General features: G+C 59.4%; 15 protein-coding genes. 3 read left to right on the plus strand and 12 right to left on the minus strand.

Annotation, left to right across the window (positions count from 1 at the left end):
- Positions 1–2: 2 nt before the first annotated feature.
- From AACY49_RS27455 to AACY49_RS27470, 4 genes are all read right to left on the minus strand, one after another.
- Positions 3–362 carry a DUF6124 family protein gene (locus AACY49_RS27455; protein WP_339527444.1) on the minus strand — a complete coding sequence of 120 codons (360 nt, stop codon included), beginning with the start codon at positions 360–362 and terminating at the stop codon, positions 3–5.
- A gap of 483 nt (positions 363–845) precedes the next feature.
- On the minus strand, positions 846–2,192 hold the full coding sequence (locus tag AACY49_RS27460; protein WP_258699526.1) for an ATP-binding protein: 1,347 nt from the start codon (positions 2,190–2,192) through the stop codon (positions 846–848).
- Positions 2,189–2,866, minus strand: coding sequence for a response regulator (locus tag AACY49_RS27465; RefSeq protein WP_030131106.1), 678 nt, complete (start codon positions 2,864–2,866; stop codon positions 2,189–2,191). The genes AACY49_RS27460 and AACY49_RS27465 overlap by 4 nt, the downstream gene beginning before the upstream one ends.
- Positions 2,867–3,083: 217 nt before the next feature.
- The gene (locus AACY49_RS27470; RefSeq protein ID WP_339527445.1) at positions 3,084–3,686 is read right to left on the minus strand and encodes a hypothetical protein; all 603 of its coding nucleotides are present in this window, start codon (positions 3,684–3,686) and stop codon (positions 3,084–3,086) included.
- 147 nt (positions 3,687–3,833) lie between these two features.
- On the opposite strand from AACY49_RS27470, the gene AACY49_RS27475 reads away from it, so the two are divergent.
- Together AACY49_RS27475 and AACY49_RS27480 are read left to right on the plus strand one after the other, a co-directional pair.
- On the plus strand, positions 3,834–4,625 hold the full coding sequence (locus AACY49_RS27475; protein WP_339527446.1) for a dienelactone hydrolase family protein: 792 nt from the start codon (positions 3,834–3,836) through the stop codon (positions 4,623–4,625).
- 205 nt (positions 4,626–4,830) lie between these two features.
- Entirely contained in the window at positions 4,831–5,556 is a 726-nt protein-coding gene (locus AACY49_RS27480; RefSeq protein ID WP_320393627.1) for a 4'-phosphopantetheinyl transferase family protein, read from the plus strand.
- 133 nt (positions 5,557–5,689) lie between these two features.
- Here the strand turns inward: AACY49_RS27480 and AACY49_RS27485 are convergent, their stop codons facing one another.
- Both AACY49_RS27485 and AACY49_RS27490 read right to left on the minus strand, forming a co-directional pair.
- On the minus strand, positions 5,690–7,300 hold the full coding sequence (locus AACY49_RS27485) for an ATP-binding protein (RefSeq protein WP_339527447.1): 1,611 nt from the start codon (positions 7,298–7,300) through the stop codon (positions 5,690–5,692).
- On the minus strand, positions 7,297–8,019 hold the full coding sequence (locus AACY49_RS27490; RefSeq protein ID WP_095051649.1) for a response regulator: 723 nt from the start codon (positions 8,017–8,019) through the stop codon (positions 7,297–7,299). Before AACY49_RS27490 ends, AACY49_RS27485 begins: the two co-directional genes overlap by 4 nt.
- 738 nt (positions 8,020–8,757) lie before the next feature.
- Here AACY49_RS27490 and AACY49_RS27495 point away from each other — a divergent pair.
- The gene (locus AACY49_RS27495; RefSeq protein WP_339527448.1) at positions 8,758–11,652 is read left to right on the plus strand and encodes a ribonucleoside-diphosphate reductase subunit alpha; all 2,895 of its coding nucleotides are present in this window, start codon (positions 8,758–8,760) and stop codon (positions 11,650–11,652) included.
- A gap of 161 nt (positions 11,653–11,813) precedes the next feature.
- Here the strand turns inward: AACY49_RS27495 and flgE are convergent, their stop codons facing one another.
- The 6 genes from flgE to AACY49_RS27525 form a co-directional block, all read right to left on the minus strand.
- Positions 11,814–13,142, minus strand: coding sequence for a flagellar hook protein FlgE (gene flgE, locus AACY49_RS27500; RefSeq protein ID WP_258699520.1), 1,329 nt, complete (start codon positions 13,140–13,142; stop codon positions 11,814–11,816).
- Positions 13,143–13,173: 31 nt separating this feature from the next.
- A complete protein-coding gene (flgD, locus tag AACY49_RS27505) occupies positions 13,174–13,896 on the minus strand; it encodes a flagellar hook assembly protein FlgD (RefSeq protein WP_258699519.1) in 723 nt (240 codons plus the stop codon).
- Positions 13,897–13,911: 15 nt separating this feature from the next.
- Positions 13,912–14,355 carry a flagellar basal body rod protein FlgC gene (flgC, locus tag AACY49_RS27510; RefSeq protein WP_007937507.1) on the minus strand — a complete coding sequence of 148 codons (444 nt, stop codon included), beginning with the start codon at positions 14,353–14,355 and terminating at the stop codon, positions 13,912–13,914.
- A 3-nt stretch (positions 14,356–14,358) separates the two neighbouring features.
- Entirely contained in the window at positions 14,359–14,766 is a 408-nt protein-coding gene (gene flgB, locus AACY49_RS27515; RefSeq protein ID WP_007937506.1) for a flagellar basal body rod protein FlgB, read from the minus strand.
- A gap of 264 nt (positions 14,767–15,030) precedes the next feature.
- Entirely contained in the window at positions 15,031–15,858 is an 828-nt protein-coding gene (cheR, locus tag AACY49_RS27520; RefSeq protein ID WP_320393621.1) for a protein-glutamate O-methyltransferase CheR, read from the minus strand.
- Between the two features lie 46 nt (positions 15,859–15,904).
- Entirely contained in the window at positions 15,905–16,837 is a 933-nt protein-coding gene (locus AACY49_RS27525; RefSeq protein ID WP_258699517.1) for a chemotaxis protein CheV, read from the minus strand.
- Positions 16,838–16,865: the final 28 nt, after the last annotated feature.

Raw genomic sequence — 16,865 nt, forward strand, 5'->3', positions numbered from 1 at the left:
CGCTAGCCTTGTGGATCGTAGTTATCCAGCACCCGATTGACTGCCAACTCACCCAGCATGACCACCTGCTGAATCCCCAACATCATGTTGCGATGGGGCATGTCCATCAACCCGGCGAACTCACTGAGCATCACGCTCGCTGACGCCAGGGATTCGCAGGCGTTGACCAGCAGGGTCTCGTTATCGACCTCGGCGCCGACATGGTAGATGGTGCTGGGTTTGCGCGGAGTGTCTTTGGGAATGACCGGTTTGAGGTAGTAATCGAGGGCGCGGTCGGCGGCTTCGTTGAGTTTTTTGGAGTCGGGGGTTTCGTACGGAGAAACGTCGTCGGTTTCCGGTGGGTTGGGCGTGATCTTGAACATGTGAAGCTCCGTGGTTGGTTGAGCCGCCACGACCTATCGCTAAACAAGTAAAGGTGGCGGCTGTACGCAGGTTAGCGATCCGGGTCACAGAAACCCCGGGTAGACTCGAAGGTCTCCCACGCACAGCCACCATTACGCGAATTGCAGGCAATAAGAACTGCAAGCAAAACTTGGGCGCTTTTGCGTCTGTGTATGGGATCGGATCGCTAAACCCGATCGCTGATTCGTCAGCGACCGGCAAACGATAGAGCCCACACCCCAGGCGCACAAGCCGGCGGATTCTGGCGTAGTCGTAGGCAGCGGCGCAAGGATGTGTAGCCTGAGTGAGTGTCTGGAGATGTGTTTTAAACACCGCTGTTAAAGATCGTTCCCACGCTCTGCGTGGGAATGCCTCAATGGACACTCCGCGTCCGCTTCGGCAGGGACGCGGAGCGTCCCGGGCTGCATTCCCACGCGGAGCGTGGGAACGATCGGTGACAGGGGTCAAACCACCGGAAAATGAATCCGGAACGCCGCCCCGCCCATCGGCGAATCCCCCAGTGTCAGCTTGGCGCTGTAGCTTTCGATGATGTCCTTGACCACCGCCAACCCGATTCCCTGCCCCGGATGCTGGCGATCCAGCCGCTCGCCCCGCTGCAGAATCCGTGCACGCTGATCTGGTGGCACGCCCGGCCCGTCATCTTCGACGCAGAGTTCAATGCCACTGAGGGTTTCGCGCACGCTGATACGTACTTCGCTCAGGCACAGGCGATAGGCGTTTTCCAGCAGGTTGCCCATCATTTCCAGCAAGGCGCCTTGCTCGATCGGCACGTAGCACGGCTCCGGCAGGTCGAACGCGACACGCACACGTTTGTCGCGGTAGACCTTGTCCAGCGTGTCGCAGAGGCTTTGCAGCACCGGGCGCAGGCGCACCTGATGGCGCACCAGGCCACTTTTGCGCAGGCTGGCGCGTTGCAGTTGATAGCCGATCTGCTGGCTCATGCGTTCGATCTGGGTTTGCAGCACCCAGGCCTGATCGCGCTCTTGCGGCTTTTGCGCCATGTCTTCGCTGACCCCTTGCAACACCGCCAACGGGGTTTTCAGGCTGTGGGCCAAGTCGTCGAGGGAGTCGCGATAACGGCTGCGCTGTTCACGCTCGCTGTGCAGCAAGCGGTTGAGCGAGCCGGTCAGGCGCAGCAGTTCCCGAGGGTGCTCTTCACTCAGGCTTTCACGCGTACCGCCCTCGATCTGGTCCAACTCCTGGCTCAGCCGGCGCAACGCCTGCAAACCCCAGGTCAGGCCGATCCACAGCAAGGCGAGCAACACCAGTAACGCCGCGCCGAAGCCAAGGTAGAGGTTTTCCCGCAGGCCTTCGAGGGTGATTTCGTATTCGCGCACCGGTTGCAGCGCGACGATGCTGAACGCCGCGCTTTTGCCGCCCAGCAGTTTGACCTCAACGTCATAAACGAAGAACTCTTCACCATTGGCCTCGCGAATCCTCGCGAACTCGTTACCGCGCCCGTCGTAACGCGGCTTGTAGTTGATGTTCTCTTCCTGGGTGGCCTTCGAACGCCACACCAGATGACCTTCGCGGTTATAGATGTAGCCAAGCAAACGGCTGTCGGTGAGGTTGAAGCGCTCATCGGGCAACTGCGCCGGCATCTGCAAGCTGTTGTTGTCCACCCGGGCAGCGGAGATCAGCGTGGTGACGTCCGACGCCAGGCGCTGTTCGATGGAATCCTGCAACGCCAGGCTGAACGCGCCCTGCATCGCCGGCAGCAACGCCAGCATGAACAACACCGCCAGGGTCGTGGCGGCGAGCATCAAACGGACACGGAGGGAACGAATCAAGTGCAGCGCTCATTGAACAGGTAGCCGAGGCCACGCACGGTATCGATTGGTTTGAAGCCAGCCGGGCCTTCGAGTTTGCGGCGCAGGCGGCCGACCAGCACTTCGATCACATTCGGATCGCGCTCGTCGTCATCCGGGTAGAGCTGCTCCATCAAACGGTCCTTGGCCACCACTTGCTGGTGATGCCGCATCAGGTACTCGAGGATCCGGTATTCGTAGGCGGTCAGTGCCAGCGGTTGTTCATCGAGGGACGCCTGTTTGCGGTTGAGGTCCAGCAGCAAGGGACCGGCGACGATGGTCGACTGGGTGAAGCCGCTGGAGCGGCGCAGCAAGGCATTGAGCCGGGCGTCCAGCTCTTCGAACTGGAACGGCTTGACCACGTAGTCATCGGCGCCGGCGGCGAGGCCTTCGACCTTGTCTTGCCAGTTGCCGCGCGCGGTGAGGATCAGAATCGGAAAGGTTTTGCCTTGGGAACGCAACTGACGAATCAGGTCGAGCCCGCCCATGCCCGGCAAACCGAGGTCGATCACCGCCAGGTCATGGTTGAACTGCCCGGCCTGATACAACGCCTCCTCGGCATTGGCCACGGACTCGACCACGTGGCCGCTATCCGTCAGGCGGGTTTGCAGGTGATGGCGCAACAGCGCTTCATCTTCGACGACCAGCAATTTCATAACGCTCTCCTGGGCAAATCAATATCTCCAAAGACAACCTCGATGGCTGACAGGGCGATGCCAGTCAATTAAGCCGCGGAACCTGTGGGAGCGGGCTTGCCCGCGATGACGGCAGCACATTCACCATCGATGTGTCAGACAGATCGCTATCGCGGGCAAGCCCGCTCCCACAGGAATTGCGTTTAACTGACTGGCGCATACCCTCGCGAAACGCTGTTTAGAAAGCGTAGTTGGCGGACAGGTAAGTCTGGGCGCTGCTGGTCAAGTCCAGCGAACCCTGTTTGCTGCCGCCGCGCTCGCTCATCTCGGTGCTGGCATTGCTGCGCAGGTAACGGTAACCCAGCTCGACCGAGGTGTTTTGCGAAACTTGCTGCAATACACCGATCTGGCCACCGATGGCGTAACCGATGTCGCTGTCGCGGCTGAAGCCTGGCGAATCCTGGGTCAGTTTGGTCAAACCAGCGGTGGCACCGCCGAACAGTCTGGTGCTGCCACCCACCGGGTAAAACAAATCGTAGCTGCCCAGCAGGTTTTCCTGACGCAGTTTAATGCCATTGTGCGAGCCTGAGACGTTGTCATAAGTGGCGTAGTAGCGGCCCTTGCTGTCTTGCTGGCCCACACGCAAGCCCCAGGTGTTGTCCTTGCCGATCACACCATCGGCGTTCGGATGGTTGAGGTTGTCGTTCAGGGCGTTGGATTTTTTAACCTTGTCGCTGGTCTGGCCAAAGGTCAGGCCGGCGAAATTGGTGGTGTCGGCGTGGGCGGCAACACTGGCGCCCATCACGGTGAAAGCCAGCAGCAGTTTTTTCAAAGTAGTCATTGGGGAATTTCCTCATGCGCTATGTGCTTTTTGGGTACGGGGCAAGGTTACCGCCCCCTCCCTGTACTGCCCCTGAACGCACTCTGAACCTGAGCTGAATCACATCGACTACGCTGTTCTGACAACTCTTGATAAGGAGGTTTGATCATGCGTGTGTTACTCGCCCTCGTATTACTGGTTCTGAGTGGGGTCAGCCAGGCCGCCATCCAGACCCGGGAAATTCCCTACCAGAGTGCCGACGGCACCAAGCTGATCGGCTATTACGCCTACGACGACGCCATCAAAGGTCCGCGCCCGGGCGTGGTGGTGGTGCATGAGTGGTGGGGCCTCAACGACTACGCCAAGCGCCGCGCCCGTGATCTGGCCGGTCTGGGCTACAGCGCGCTGGCGATCGACATGTTTGGCGACGGCAAGAACACCGAACACGCCAAGGACGCCATGGCTTTCATGCAAGCAGCGTCGAAGGACAGCGCAGCGGCCAGTGCGCGGTTTCTGGCCGGGCTCGATTTGCTGAAGAAACAGCCACAGACCGATCCGGCCAAACTGGCAGGCATCGGTTATTGCTTCGGCGGCAAGGTGGTGCTGGATGCGGCACGTCAGGGCTTGCCGCTGGCGGGCGTGGTGAGTTTCCACGGTGCACTGGCAACCAATACGCCGGCTGTGCCTGGCAGTGTGAAGGCGAAAATCCTGGTGGAGCATGGCGCGCTGGACAGCATGGTCACGGCGGATAACGTGGCGGCGTTCAAGGCGGAAATGGACAAGGCCGGTGCCGACTATAAATTTGTCAGCCTCGAAGGCGCCAAGCATGGGTTCAGCAATCCCGATGCGGATCGCCTGAGCCATGGCGACCACGGCGGGCCGGACATTGGTTACAACAAGGCCGCGGATGAGCAGTCGTGGGCGGACATGCAGGCGTTTTTCAAGAAGATCTTTGGCTGACACACCGACAGCATTGCTCCCTGTGGCGAGGGAGCTTGCTCCCGCTGGGCAGCGAAGCGCCCCCAAAACCTGCAACCGTATTTCGTCAGGTACAACGCGTTTGCCGCCTTTACCACTGCTTCGCAGCCGAGCGGGAGCAAGCTCCCTCGCCACAAAAGCCCTCAGCCACTACCCAGCCTCAAGGCAACCCGGCAAAATGCCCGTCATGAATCCCGTCCCCGCCCTACCCGCCTGCTGCACCCCGCTCGACGCCCTTTGGCCGCTGCCGTTTGTGCTGCCCGATACAGTCCTGTTGGGGACTCACTTCGATCCCAAGCAACTGGCCAGCGATGATTTTCAGCGCAGTGCCATCGAGCCGCCCGCGAGCATCCAGCGTTCGGTGGCCAAGCGCCAGGCCGAGTTTCTCGCCGGACGGGTTTGCGCTCGGGCCGCGTTGCAACAACTGGAAGGGCTGAGTTTCATTCCGGCCATTGGTGAGGACCGTGCACCGGTGTGGCCAGCGCATATCGCCGGTTCGATCACCCACAGCACCGGCCGGGCCGCGGCGATTGTCGCGAACAAGGCCCATTGGCGCGGTTTGGGGATGGATCTGGAAAACCTGCTCGACGCGGAACGGGCCGAACGCCTGGCCGGGGAAATTCTCACCGGGCCTGAGTTGCAGCGCATGGCTGTCGGGGCTCGCGATCAACTGGCAATGTGGGTGACGCTGACGTTTTCGGTGAAGGAAAGCCTGTTCAAGGCGCTCTACCCGATCGTCCAAAAGCGCTTCTACTTCGAACATGCCGAAGTGCTGGAGTGGAGCGAGGGTGGTGACGTGCGATTGCGGTTACTGACTGACCTGTCCAGTGAATGGCGTAGCGGCACTGAGCTGGACGCGCAATTTGCAGTGATGGATGGGCATTTGTTGAGTCTGGTCAGTATCAAGGCCTGAAGGCTTTCAGTGTTTGGGATGCCCCCATCGCGGGCAAGCCCGCTCCCACAGGTTATGTATCAGTCGAAAGAACACCAATAACCTGTGGGAGTCGGGCTTGCCCGCGATGGCGCCCTAAAGGACACCCTCAATCTCAACGCCGCTCCTGATTCCTCGGCCAGCTCAAACTGAAACAGGCCCCGCCCAGGCTTTTGCTCTTGCCGATCAATGCTCGCCCGTCATGCCAATGGATGATTCGCCGCACGATCGACAACCCCAACCCATGCCCACCCGAGGCGCGGGTGCGGCTGTCATCGAGGCGCAGGAACGGGGTGAAGATTTTCTCCCACGCCGTTTCCGGCACGCCCGGCCCGTCATCCTCGACATCCACCCGACAGCGCTGCTGCCCCACCTGATAACTGACGGTCACCCGTGACTGGGCGTGGCGCATCGCGTTGCTCACCAGGTTCTGCAACGCCCGGTGCAGGTAACGCGGCTCGGCTTCGACCCAGGCGCCGTCGCAATCGGCGGCCGACAGGCACAAGCCGCGCTGCACCGTGACCTCGGCGCGCAGTGGCGCCAGTTCCTCGATCACCTGGTTGACCAAGGCATCCAGATCGATCCGCTGGAAATTCAGCGCCGGCGAGCCTTGCTCCAGCCGCGCATAAGTGAGCATCTCATCGACCAGCCGATCGAGGTCCTCGATGTCGTGGTCCATGCCTTCGCGGTACTTCTCCAGCGCCTCAGGCGTGCTGGCCGAGCCGATCATCTCCAGGCCAAAGCGCAGCCGCGCCACCGGTGTGCGCAATTCATGGGACACGGCACGCACCAGTTCTCGCTGAATCGCCAACAATTGCTGCAAGTGCTCGGCCATGCCGTTGAACGCCGAGGCCAGGCGCCCCACCGAGTCGGCGCCGCGTGCCGGTACGCGGGTTTCCAGGCTGCCCTTGGCGATGCGTGTGGCGGCGGCTTCCAGCCCGCGCAAACGGCGCTCCAGTTGCCGTACCAACAGATAGACAATCAAACCGATCAGGCTCAGGCCCAGGGCCGCGATCAGCACCAGCCACTCGGGCGGGTAAGGATTCATCTGATACAGCGGGCCGATTTCCAGCACCCACGGCGTACCGACCATGCCGGCAAACACCCGGATCGAATCGCCGCCCTTGCCCAGCGCCATCACCGTGTCGCCTTCGGACACGCGGCGGCTCTGGTCTTCGTCCATGTCGGCCTGATCGACCGTGACCAGCCGCAGATCAAAGCCGAACCCCTTCTCTTCCTTTAACTGCGCCAGGCGCTTGGGCTGCTCGGCCACCGGGTAGCGCACCAGTTCATCGGCCAACAGGTAAATGGTCGCCCTCGCCAGTTGTTCGCTGATCTGCTGGACTTCCCCCGTGAGCACCAGTTGCTCCTTGTCGCTGACCAGGCGATAAACCTTCGCCGCATGCGGGCCGGTCTGCTCCACCAGTGCCTGGCCGCGCAGCACGCGGGTGCGCTGGGTCAGGTCGAGGTCGGTCTGGGGGAACGTCTTCAGCGCCAGCGGAATCCCGAGCAAGCGCCCCCACACCAGCAAGGCCCGGTGGCGCTCGGTTTCGTTCATCGGTTGCAGATTGTCAGCCATCAGCGAGAACGTGCCGTGGGCCAGGCGCTCACGGTACTGCTCGCTGCGCACTTGGTTAAGCAGGTGCAGGGCCAGCACGCCGAGCACGGCCACCAGAATCAGTGCCGCGCACATGCCGCCATAAATACGCAGGAAGATCGAGTTCACAGCGACAAGTCTGCGCAGGCTTCGGGAACGAACAGATAGCCTTTGCTGCGGATGGTTTTGATCAGCCGCGGATGCTCCGGGTCATCGCCGATCTTGGGGCGGATGCGCGAAATGCGCACGTCGATGGAACGGTCCTGGCCGTCATAACCGATTCCGCGCAACGCGGTGAAAATTTCTTCGCGAGACAGAATACGTCCGGCATTGGCCACCAGCAGCCAGAGCAGATCGAATTCGGCGCTGGTCAACTCAATGCCTTTGTCATGCAGCCAGGCCTCGCGCAACGCGTTGTCCACCACCAACGGGCCGAACTGTAGACGCCGTTGTTTTTCCGGAGCGGTTTCAGGAGTTTCACTGCGCCGTAACAAGGCCTGGATGCGCGCCAGCAGCAGACGTGGGCGAACCGGTTTGCAGACGTAGTCATCCGCGCCGAGGTCGAGGCCGAGGATTTGATCGGTGTCATCGGTGCGCGCGGTGAGCATCAGGATCGGGCCGTCATACTTGTCGCGAACCTTGCGGCAAATGCTTAGGCCATCTTCGCCAGGGAGCATCAGATCGAGGATCACCAGGTCCGGTTTCTCCTTGATGATGCGTGCCGCGGCGAGGGCGCCGTTGCCCTCGATCGACACACGCAGGCCATTGGCTTCGAGGTAGTCGCGGGTCAGTTCGGCCAGACGCTGGTCGTCCTCGACAATCAATACCTGCCAGACTTCTTGCTCCACGGTGACCTCTGCTTGCCAACATCACTTTAAAGGGAAGGATCCACCCGTCTTTTTGTAATGATTGGGGAGGATAAGAATGCATCTGCATTGGCCGATTGTATAAACGTCGCACGGCGGGAACACAAGCCGGTAAATACGTTCGGACACAACGGTTTTTTGTGATAGGGTTCGCGCCCTTAAAAATCCGGATGACTGTTTTCTGTCGCTGAAAATCAGTGAAAAACAGTCGGCTCCAGCCAGGTCGCGGCCTACACGCCTGTTCCCTCTTTCACACACAATTTACGCACAGGTTTATCCACAGGTAGTACATTGCAACACCCTCCAAAACGCATTATCTTGTACCTCGGCGCCAAAAAAACCCTACATGTAGGGTTTTATGCCAAAAACCAAACACAAACCGGACACCGATTTCAAGCGCTTTTATTGCCTCTTTCCGGTTGAACCAAACGTATTTTCGAAAGACCAAACCGCGCGTGCGGATGGCTACTGTTTTTAAGCCCGAAACGGCGATAACGGTACGGGTGTTGCAGTCATTTACTGCCGCCCAAAACGGAATTCGGTTTCAGGCCCAAGGCGTGACACCAAAGACTTCGGCATGGAAGCGGCGCCCAATAGCCCCTTCCTGATCTGTCCCGAAGTTGGTATGCCCGGCCCCCGCCGGTTGTAGTGCTTCAGGACAGAACGGTGGGCACCGTGATGGTGCCCAAACAAACATAGAGAATGTGGAGACAACCCCCCATGCAAACCGACACAACTCGCGAGAACCCGCAGGGCACCTTGCCGCAGGCCGCCGATTCGAATTCGGATCTGTCCGCCACCGCGCCTGGCCAGCTGCGCGTGATCAAGCGTAACGGCACTGTCGTTCCTTACACCGATGACAAGATCACCGTCGCCATCACCAAAGCGTTTCTTGCAGTTGAGGGCGGCACCGCTGCCGCTTCGTCGCGCATCCACGATACCGTTGCCCGCCTGACCGAACAGGTCACCGCGACCTTCAAGCGTCGCATGCCATCGGGCGGCACCATCCACATCGAAGAAATCCAGGACCAGGTCGAACTGGCCCTGATGCGTGCCGGCGAGCAGAAAGTGGCTCGCGACTACGTGATCTACCGTGACGGTCGTTCGAAAGAACGTGCAGCCCACGCACCGGCCGAAGAAGCGGTCAACGCTCACCCGTCGATCCGCATCACCCGCGCCGATGGCAGCCTTGCACCTCTGGACATGGGCCGCCTGAACACCATCGTCACCGAAGCGTGCGAAGGCCTGGAAGAAGTCGACGGCGACCTGATCCAGCGCGAAACCCTGAAAAACCTGTACGACGGCGTGGCCCTGACCGACGTCAACACCGCCCTGGTGATGACCGCCCGTACGCTGGTCGAGCGTGAGCCGAACTACTCGTTCGTGACCGCCCGCCTTTTGATGGACACCCTGCGTGCCGAAGGCCTGAACTTCCTGGGCGTCGCCGAGAGCGCGACCCACCACGAAATGGTCGACCTGTACGCCAAGGCGCTGCCGGCGTACATCGCCAAAGGTATCGAATTCGAATTGCTGAACCCGGTTCTGGCGTCCTTCGACCTGGAAAAACTCGGCAAGGCGATCAACCACGAGCGCGATCAGCAGTTCACCTACCTGGGCCTGCAAACCCTGTACGACCGTTACTTCATCCACAAGGACGGTATCCGCTTCGAACTGCCACAGATTTTCTTCATGCGCGTGGCCATGGGCCTGGCGATCGAAGAGAAGCAGAAAGAAGACCGTGCGATCGAGTTCTACAACCTGTTGTCGTCCTTCGACTACATGTCTTCGACTCCAACCCTGTTCAACGCCGGCACCCTGCGTCCACAGCTGTCGAGCTGCTACCTGACCACCGTGCCGGATGACCTTTCGGGCATCTACCACGCGATCCACGACAACGCCATGCTGTCCAAATTCGCGGGCGGCCTGGGCAACGACTGGACGCCGGTTCGTGCGCTGGGCTCGTACATCAAGGGCACCAACGGCAAATCCCAGGGCGTTGTGCCGTTCCTGAAAGTCGTGAACGACACCGCCGTCGCCGTTAACCAGGGTGGCAAGCGCAAAGGCGCTGTCTGTGCCTACCTGGAAACCTGGCACATGGACATCGAAGAGTTCATCGAACTGCGCAAGAACACCGGTGATGACCGTCGTCGTACCCACGACATGAACACCGCCAACTGGATCCCTGACCTGTTCATGAAGCGCGTCTTCGATGACGGCAAGTGGACCCTGTTCTCGCCGTCCGAAGTGCCGGACCTGCACGACCTGACCGGCAAGGCCTTCGAAGAGCGTTACGAGTACTACGAAGCCCTGTCCGAGTACCCAGGCAAGATCAAGCTGTTCAAGACCATCCAGGCCAAAGACCTGTGGCGCAAAATGCTGTCCATGCTGTTTGAAACCGGCCACCCATGGCTGACCTTCAAAGACCCGTGCAACCTGCGCAGCCCGCAGCAGCACGTGGGTGTGGTTCACAGCTCGAACCTGTGCACCGAGATCACCTTGAACACCAACAAGGACGAGATCGCCGTTTGCAACCTGGGCTCGATCAACCTGCCGAACCACATCGTGGACGGCAAGCTCGACACCGCCAAGCTGCAACGCACCGTGAACACCGCCGTGCGCATGCTCGATAACGTGATCGACATCAACTACTACTCGGTGCCGCAAGCGAAGAACTCCAACTTCAAGCACCGTCCGGTCGGTCTGGGCATCATGGGCTTCCAGGACGCTTTGTACCTGCAGCACATCCCTTACGGTTCCGATGCTGCCGTCGAGTTCGCCGACAAGTCCATGGAAGCGGTCAGCTACTACGCGATCCAGGCTTCCTGCGACCTGGCTGACGAGCGCGGCGCCTACGAGACGTTCCAGGGTTCGCTGTGGTCCAAAGGCATCCTGCCGCTGGATTCGCAACAGATCCTGATCGAGCAGCGTGGCCAGAAGTACATCGACGTTGACCTGAACGAAACCCTGGACTGGGCACCGGTTCGTGCCCGTGTACAGAAAGGCATTCGTAACTCCAACATCATGGCCATCGCACCGACCGCGACCATCGCCAACATCACTGGCGTGTCGCAGTCGATCGAACCGACCTACCAGAACCTCTATGTGAAATCGAACCTGTCGGGCGAATTCACCGTGATCAACCCGTACCTGGTTCGCGACCTGAAGGCTCGCGGTCTGTGGGACGCGGTCATGATCAACGACCTGAAGTACTACGACGGTTCGGTGCAGCAGATCGAGCGCATCCCGCAAGAACTCAAAGAGCTCTACGCGACTGCGTTCGAAGTGGACACCAAGTGGATCGTCGACGCCGCCAGCCGTCGTCAGAAGTGGATCGACCAGGCTCAGTCCCTGAACCTGTACATCGCCGGCGCTTCGGGCAAGAAACTCGACGTGACCTACCGCATGGCCTGGTACCGTGGCCTGAAAACCACTTACTACCTCCGTGCCCTGGCCGCGACCAGCACCGAGAAGTCGACCATCAACACCGGTAAGCTGAACGCTGTTTCCAGCGGCGGCAACCACGGCGAAGATTCGGTTCTGGCAGCGCCTGCCGGTCCGGCGCCAGTGCCGAAGGCGTGCGCCATCGACGAGCCGGATTGCGAAGCTTGCCAGTAAGCTGAGCCGGTAGGCGCTCCACGGCGCTTACCTGAAACCCCCGATGAGCCTCTGGCTTGTCGGGGGTTTTCTTTTGCCTGCCTTTAAGGTCTTTTATCTTGATTCTGCAAGGCAAAAAAAACCCCTCTTGCGAGGGGTTTCTTATGCAGCACTATCAAGCATCAGGTCATCTGAATGATGGTCTGCATGATGGTGCTCTGGGTGGAGATGGTCTTGGCGTTGGCCTGGTAGTTACTCTGGGCCTTGATCAAATCAACCAGCTCGTTGGTCAGGTTGACGTTGGACTCTTCCAGAGAGTTGGAAACCACCGAACCCAGGGTGCCGGTAGTCGGTGCATCGTAGCCCGGGATACCCGAAGCGAAGGTTTCCCTCCAGCTGGTGCCACCCACTGCCTGCAAGCCTTGTTCGTTGGTGAAGCTGGCCAGCGAGACCTGACCGATGGCCTTGTTCTGGCTGTTGCTGAAGTTGGCGAACAGGGTACCGGTATCGTCAATGGTCAGGTTGGTGATCTGGCCAGTGGCGTAACCATCCTGGGTCGGCAGCGAACGGGCGGTATCGGCGTTGTACTGGGTAGTATTCGTCATATCGATCGCTATACCCCCAGAGTTTGCAGCTGCGCCGTTTGCCGTCCACACGCCACTGGTAACAGTACCGGGAACCCATGCGCCAGCCCCGCTCCCCTTCATGGTAATCGTCGTGCCGCTGACGGTGAATGGGCTGGCAGCCGGTACAGTGATACCCGTCAGCGTGCCGCTGGAGTTGAATGTCATCGTCGCTGACGGCTGCGTCGCCGCAGAGTATGCAGTACCGTCAGGGTTACGCCCGTCGACCAGGGTGTAGGTCTGCCAGGTATTGGCCGCCGTCTTGACCATGTACTGATCCATGGTGTGCGCGTTGCCCTGGGTATCATAGATAGAGGTACTGAACGACTTGGTATACGTCGAAACGTCGGTCGGATCGAATGGGGAAGTAGCCTGATTGATATCTGTCGCAGTCGAATTCAGGTTGATCGTCGAACTGACCGCGGTAGTAGCCTTGGGCGAGAGGTTGGAGGTGTCGATCCGCAGGTCGGTCAACACACCGTTGACGATCTTGCCGTTGGAATCCACCCCATAACCTTGCAGGCGAGCGGTACCGTCGCTGTTGGTGATGTAACCATCCTTATCGGTCTTGAACGTACCAGCACGGGTATAGGTCAACGAACCGTTGTTACTCAGTACAAAAAAGCCCGAGCCCTGGATCCCCATGTCCAGCACGTTGCCGGTGTTGTTCACGTCGCCCTGGGTGAACTGCTGGGAAACGTTGGCCAGGCGCACGCCATTGCCGACGGTCTTGCTACCGGTGCCCAGTTTGGTCGCCGAGTAGACGTCTTCGAATTCTGCACGGGACGATTTGAAACCGGTGGTCGCGACGTTGGCGATGTTGTTGCCGGTCACGTCCAGTTGTTTGTTGGCGGCATAGAGACCGCTAAGGCCGATATTGAAAGACATATTCCACTCCTTTGTGCCGTGTTAGTCGGCTCTATATACCAATGGTTTCTACTTTGGACAGGGCAACGCTGCCCAGGCCTGCCAGGTTCAGCATCAACTCACCGCCGGTCTGGCTGATGGTCACGCTGTTAACCGTTGCCGGCAGGTAAGTAATCAGAGAGGTGCTGGTGTTGTCGATGGTGCTCGTCGCGCTGAAGGTGTAGGTGCCCGCCGTCGCCACGGCGCCCGCATCGTCCTTGCCGTCCCAGGTAAAGCTGGAATTGCCCGCACTCTGGCTGCCCAGATCGAGTGTGCGAACGGTTTCACCATCAGCGTTGTTGATTTTGATGGTGACCCCAGACACAGACGAGGGCACGACGACCGTACCGGTGAGACTCTTGGAGGTATCGACCACGGCGGTGTCGGTCTGCGCGATAACCGAACGGCCCACCAGCGAAGAAGCCTGCAAGGCTTGCGACGAGCTGTAGCTGCTGGCAAGGCTGGTGACCGTGTCGTTGAGCGTGGTAATGCCTTCCAGGCTGCTGAACTGCGCCAGCTGTGCCACGAACGCGGTGTTATCCTGAGGATCGAGCGGGTTCTGGTTCTTGAGCTGTGTCACCAGCAACTGCAGGAACGCGTCCTTGCCCAATGCCTGATTGCCCGTCGCGCTACTGGTCGCAGAAGACAGGCTATCGGTGGTGCTGCTGGTCTTGACCGAAGAGTTGGCCAGGATGTCAGTGAGGCTCAAACTACTGGTGGTATCGGTAACGCTCATGTGAATCGCCCCTTATCACTGACCGAGGGTCAGGACCTTCTGCATCATGGTTTTGGCGGTGTTCATCATTTCGGCGTTGGTCTGGAACGAACGGCTCGCGGAAATCATGTCGGCCATTTCTTCGACGACGTTGACGTTCGGGTAGTAGACGTAGCCCTTGGCATCAGCGGCCGGATGGTTCGGCTCGTAGCGCGCTTCAAGGTTGCTCTGGTCTTCGACCACGCCCAGCACTTGCACGCCTTGACCGGCCGCATCCTGGTTCTGGAACAGCGAATCACTGCCGCCGCTCTGACCGCCCTGGAACATGGTGGCGAACACCGGGTGACGGGCGCGGTAGGTCTGATCGATGCTCGACGAAACGGTCTCGGCGTTGGCGATGTTACTGGCGACGGTGTTCAAGCGAGTGGTCTGGGCACTCATGCCGCTACCGGCAATGTTGAAAACACTGGATAGAGACATGAATTACTCTCCGCGCAGGGCTGACACCAGCCCTTTGAATTTACTGTTGAGCAGGGTGAAGCTGGCCTGGAAGTTGACCGCGTTTTCCGCGTAGTTCGATTGTTCCAGTTGAGCGTCCACGGTGTTCTGGTCGATCGACGGCTGCATCGGCGTGCGATACATCAGCGACTCGTCGCCATTGCCCAGACCTTCAGCTTCGATATGACGGCTGTTGGTCATGCTCAAGGCGAACTTGCCGTTTTTGGTTTTCTCGTTTTGCTCGGCGAGCACTTTCGAGAAGTCCAGATCCCGAGCCTTGTAGTTCGGGGTGTCGGCGTTGGCGATGTTGTTGGCCAGGACTTCGGCGCGCTGAGCGCGAAAGCCCAGGGCTTGTTCGTGGATACCGAGCGCTTTATCGAAGCTGATGCTCATGTCGGGAAACCTTCGGGTGACCTGATTTTTCGTACGATGGACATAGCAAGCGGCGTGCCAATTCAAATATCCCCGTAAACCGGGGCTTTGCGGGTAAGGGCAAGGCGGCAATGCCAGAAAAGCGGCAACCGATTTCCGCCGCCTGCCGCTTTTCTGCCGCTTCTGAAGGGAAATACTTATCCCCCTGTGGGAGCGTGGTGATGTCCCAGGCATAAAAAAACGGGAGCCCCCTGAGGACTCCCGTTTTTTTATGCCGTCAACGAATCACTTCGCCTTGTAAATGATCCCCGGGCTGCACTGGACCATCTGGTAATGATCCGGCAAACCGTTCAGCGCTTCGGACGCGCCAAGGAACAGATAACCGCCGGGCTTGAGCGTGCTGTGAATGCGCAACAGGATGTCTTTCTTCACCTCGGCGGAGAAGTAGATCAGCACGTTGCGGCAAAACACGATGTCGAACTTGCCCAGGCTCGCGTAGCTGTCCAGCAGGTTGAACGAGCGAAACTCCACCCGACTCTTTATCGGCGCCTTGATAACCCAGCGCCCCGGCCCTTTGGGGTCGAAGTAACGCTGAAGGCGCTCGGGCGACAGGCCGCGGCCGATGGCCAGGCTGTCGTACTCGCCGGTCTTGCAGTTGGTCAGCATGGTGCCGGACAGATCCGTGGCAACGATCTGCACGCCCATCTTCAACTGACCCATGTTGACTCGCTCGAACTCATCGATGGACATCGACAGCGAATACGGTTCCTGACCCGACGAACACGCCGCCGACCAGATCCTCAGGCGTTGACCGGGGCTTGCCTTGATCGCTTCAGGCAATACCTTGTTCTTCAAGACTTCAAACGGATAGGTGTCACGAAACCACAGGGTTTCGTTGGTGGTCATGGCATCCACCACCATCTCGCGCAAACCGCTGCGCGGTTGGGTCTGGATGCGCTGAACCAGCTCACTCAGCGATTTGATGCCCTGCTGCTCCATCAGTTTGTTGAGACGGCTCGAGACCAGGTATTGCTTGTTTTCACCAAGCAAAATGCCACAGGCTTTTTCCAGGAAGACCCGGAACTGTTCGAAATCCAAATTACCCGTAGACAATGATGCGGCCTCTTAAATCGTGTTGACCGCCAGGGGCAAAGCGCCCCTAGCTGATATCTGCTGCTTTGATCCGGTCGACCACCCGGGATGCCAAGTCATCAGGACGGAACTTGGCCAGGAAGTCATCGGCACCGACTTTCTTGACCATCGCCTGATTGAACACACCCGACAACGAAGTGTGCAGGATGATATGAAGCTTCTGCATGCGCGGGTCGGCGCGGATCTCGGCTGTCAGGGTGTACCCGTCCATTTCCGGCATCTCGATGTCGGAAATCATCATCAGGAACTCGTCTTCCGGCTTCTTGCCCTCGTCAGCCAGTTTGCGCAGGTAATCCAGCGCTTGCCGACCGTCGTTCAACGCCACCACTTCGACGCCGATCGTTTGCAGGCAACGGGATACCTGCTTGCGCGCCACCGACGAGTCATCGACCGTCAACACCCGCAAGGACAATGCCTTGTGCTGAGTCTCGACATCCACCACGCCCATCGAAATCGATTCCGGTGTCGGCGCCACTTCCGCCAGCACCTTCTCGACGTCGATGATTTCGACTAACTGATTGTCGACCCGAGTCACAGCGGTCAGGTAGTGATCGCGTCCCGTACCCTTGGGTGGCGGATGAATCTCCTCCCAGTTCATGTTGACGATGCGCTCCACCGATCGAACCAGGAAACCCTGGGTCTTGGTGTTGTACTCCGTGATGATCACGAAGGGATTGCTTTGATCCAGCAACCGACCGGAACCGGTCGCCATCGCCAGATCCAGAATCGGAATGGTCGCCCCCCGAATATTCGCCACACCGCACACGACAGGACTGGACTTGGGCATCAGGGTCAGCTTGGGGCATTGCAGCACCTCACGAACCTTGAATACGTTGATCCCATACAGCTGCTGGCCGTCGAGACGGAACAACAACAGCTCAAGGCGATTCTGCCCTACCAGTTGCGTGCGCTGGTTCACCGAATCCATTACACCAGCCATGCCCAGACTCCTACACCAACGCTAAGTG

This window comes from Pseudomonas sp. EL_65y_Pfl2_R96 (assembly GCF_963970905.1).
Classification (GTDB): Bacteria; Pseudomonadota; Gammaproteobacteria; order Pseudomonadales; family Pseudomonadaceae; genus Aquipseudomonas.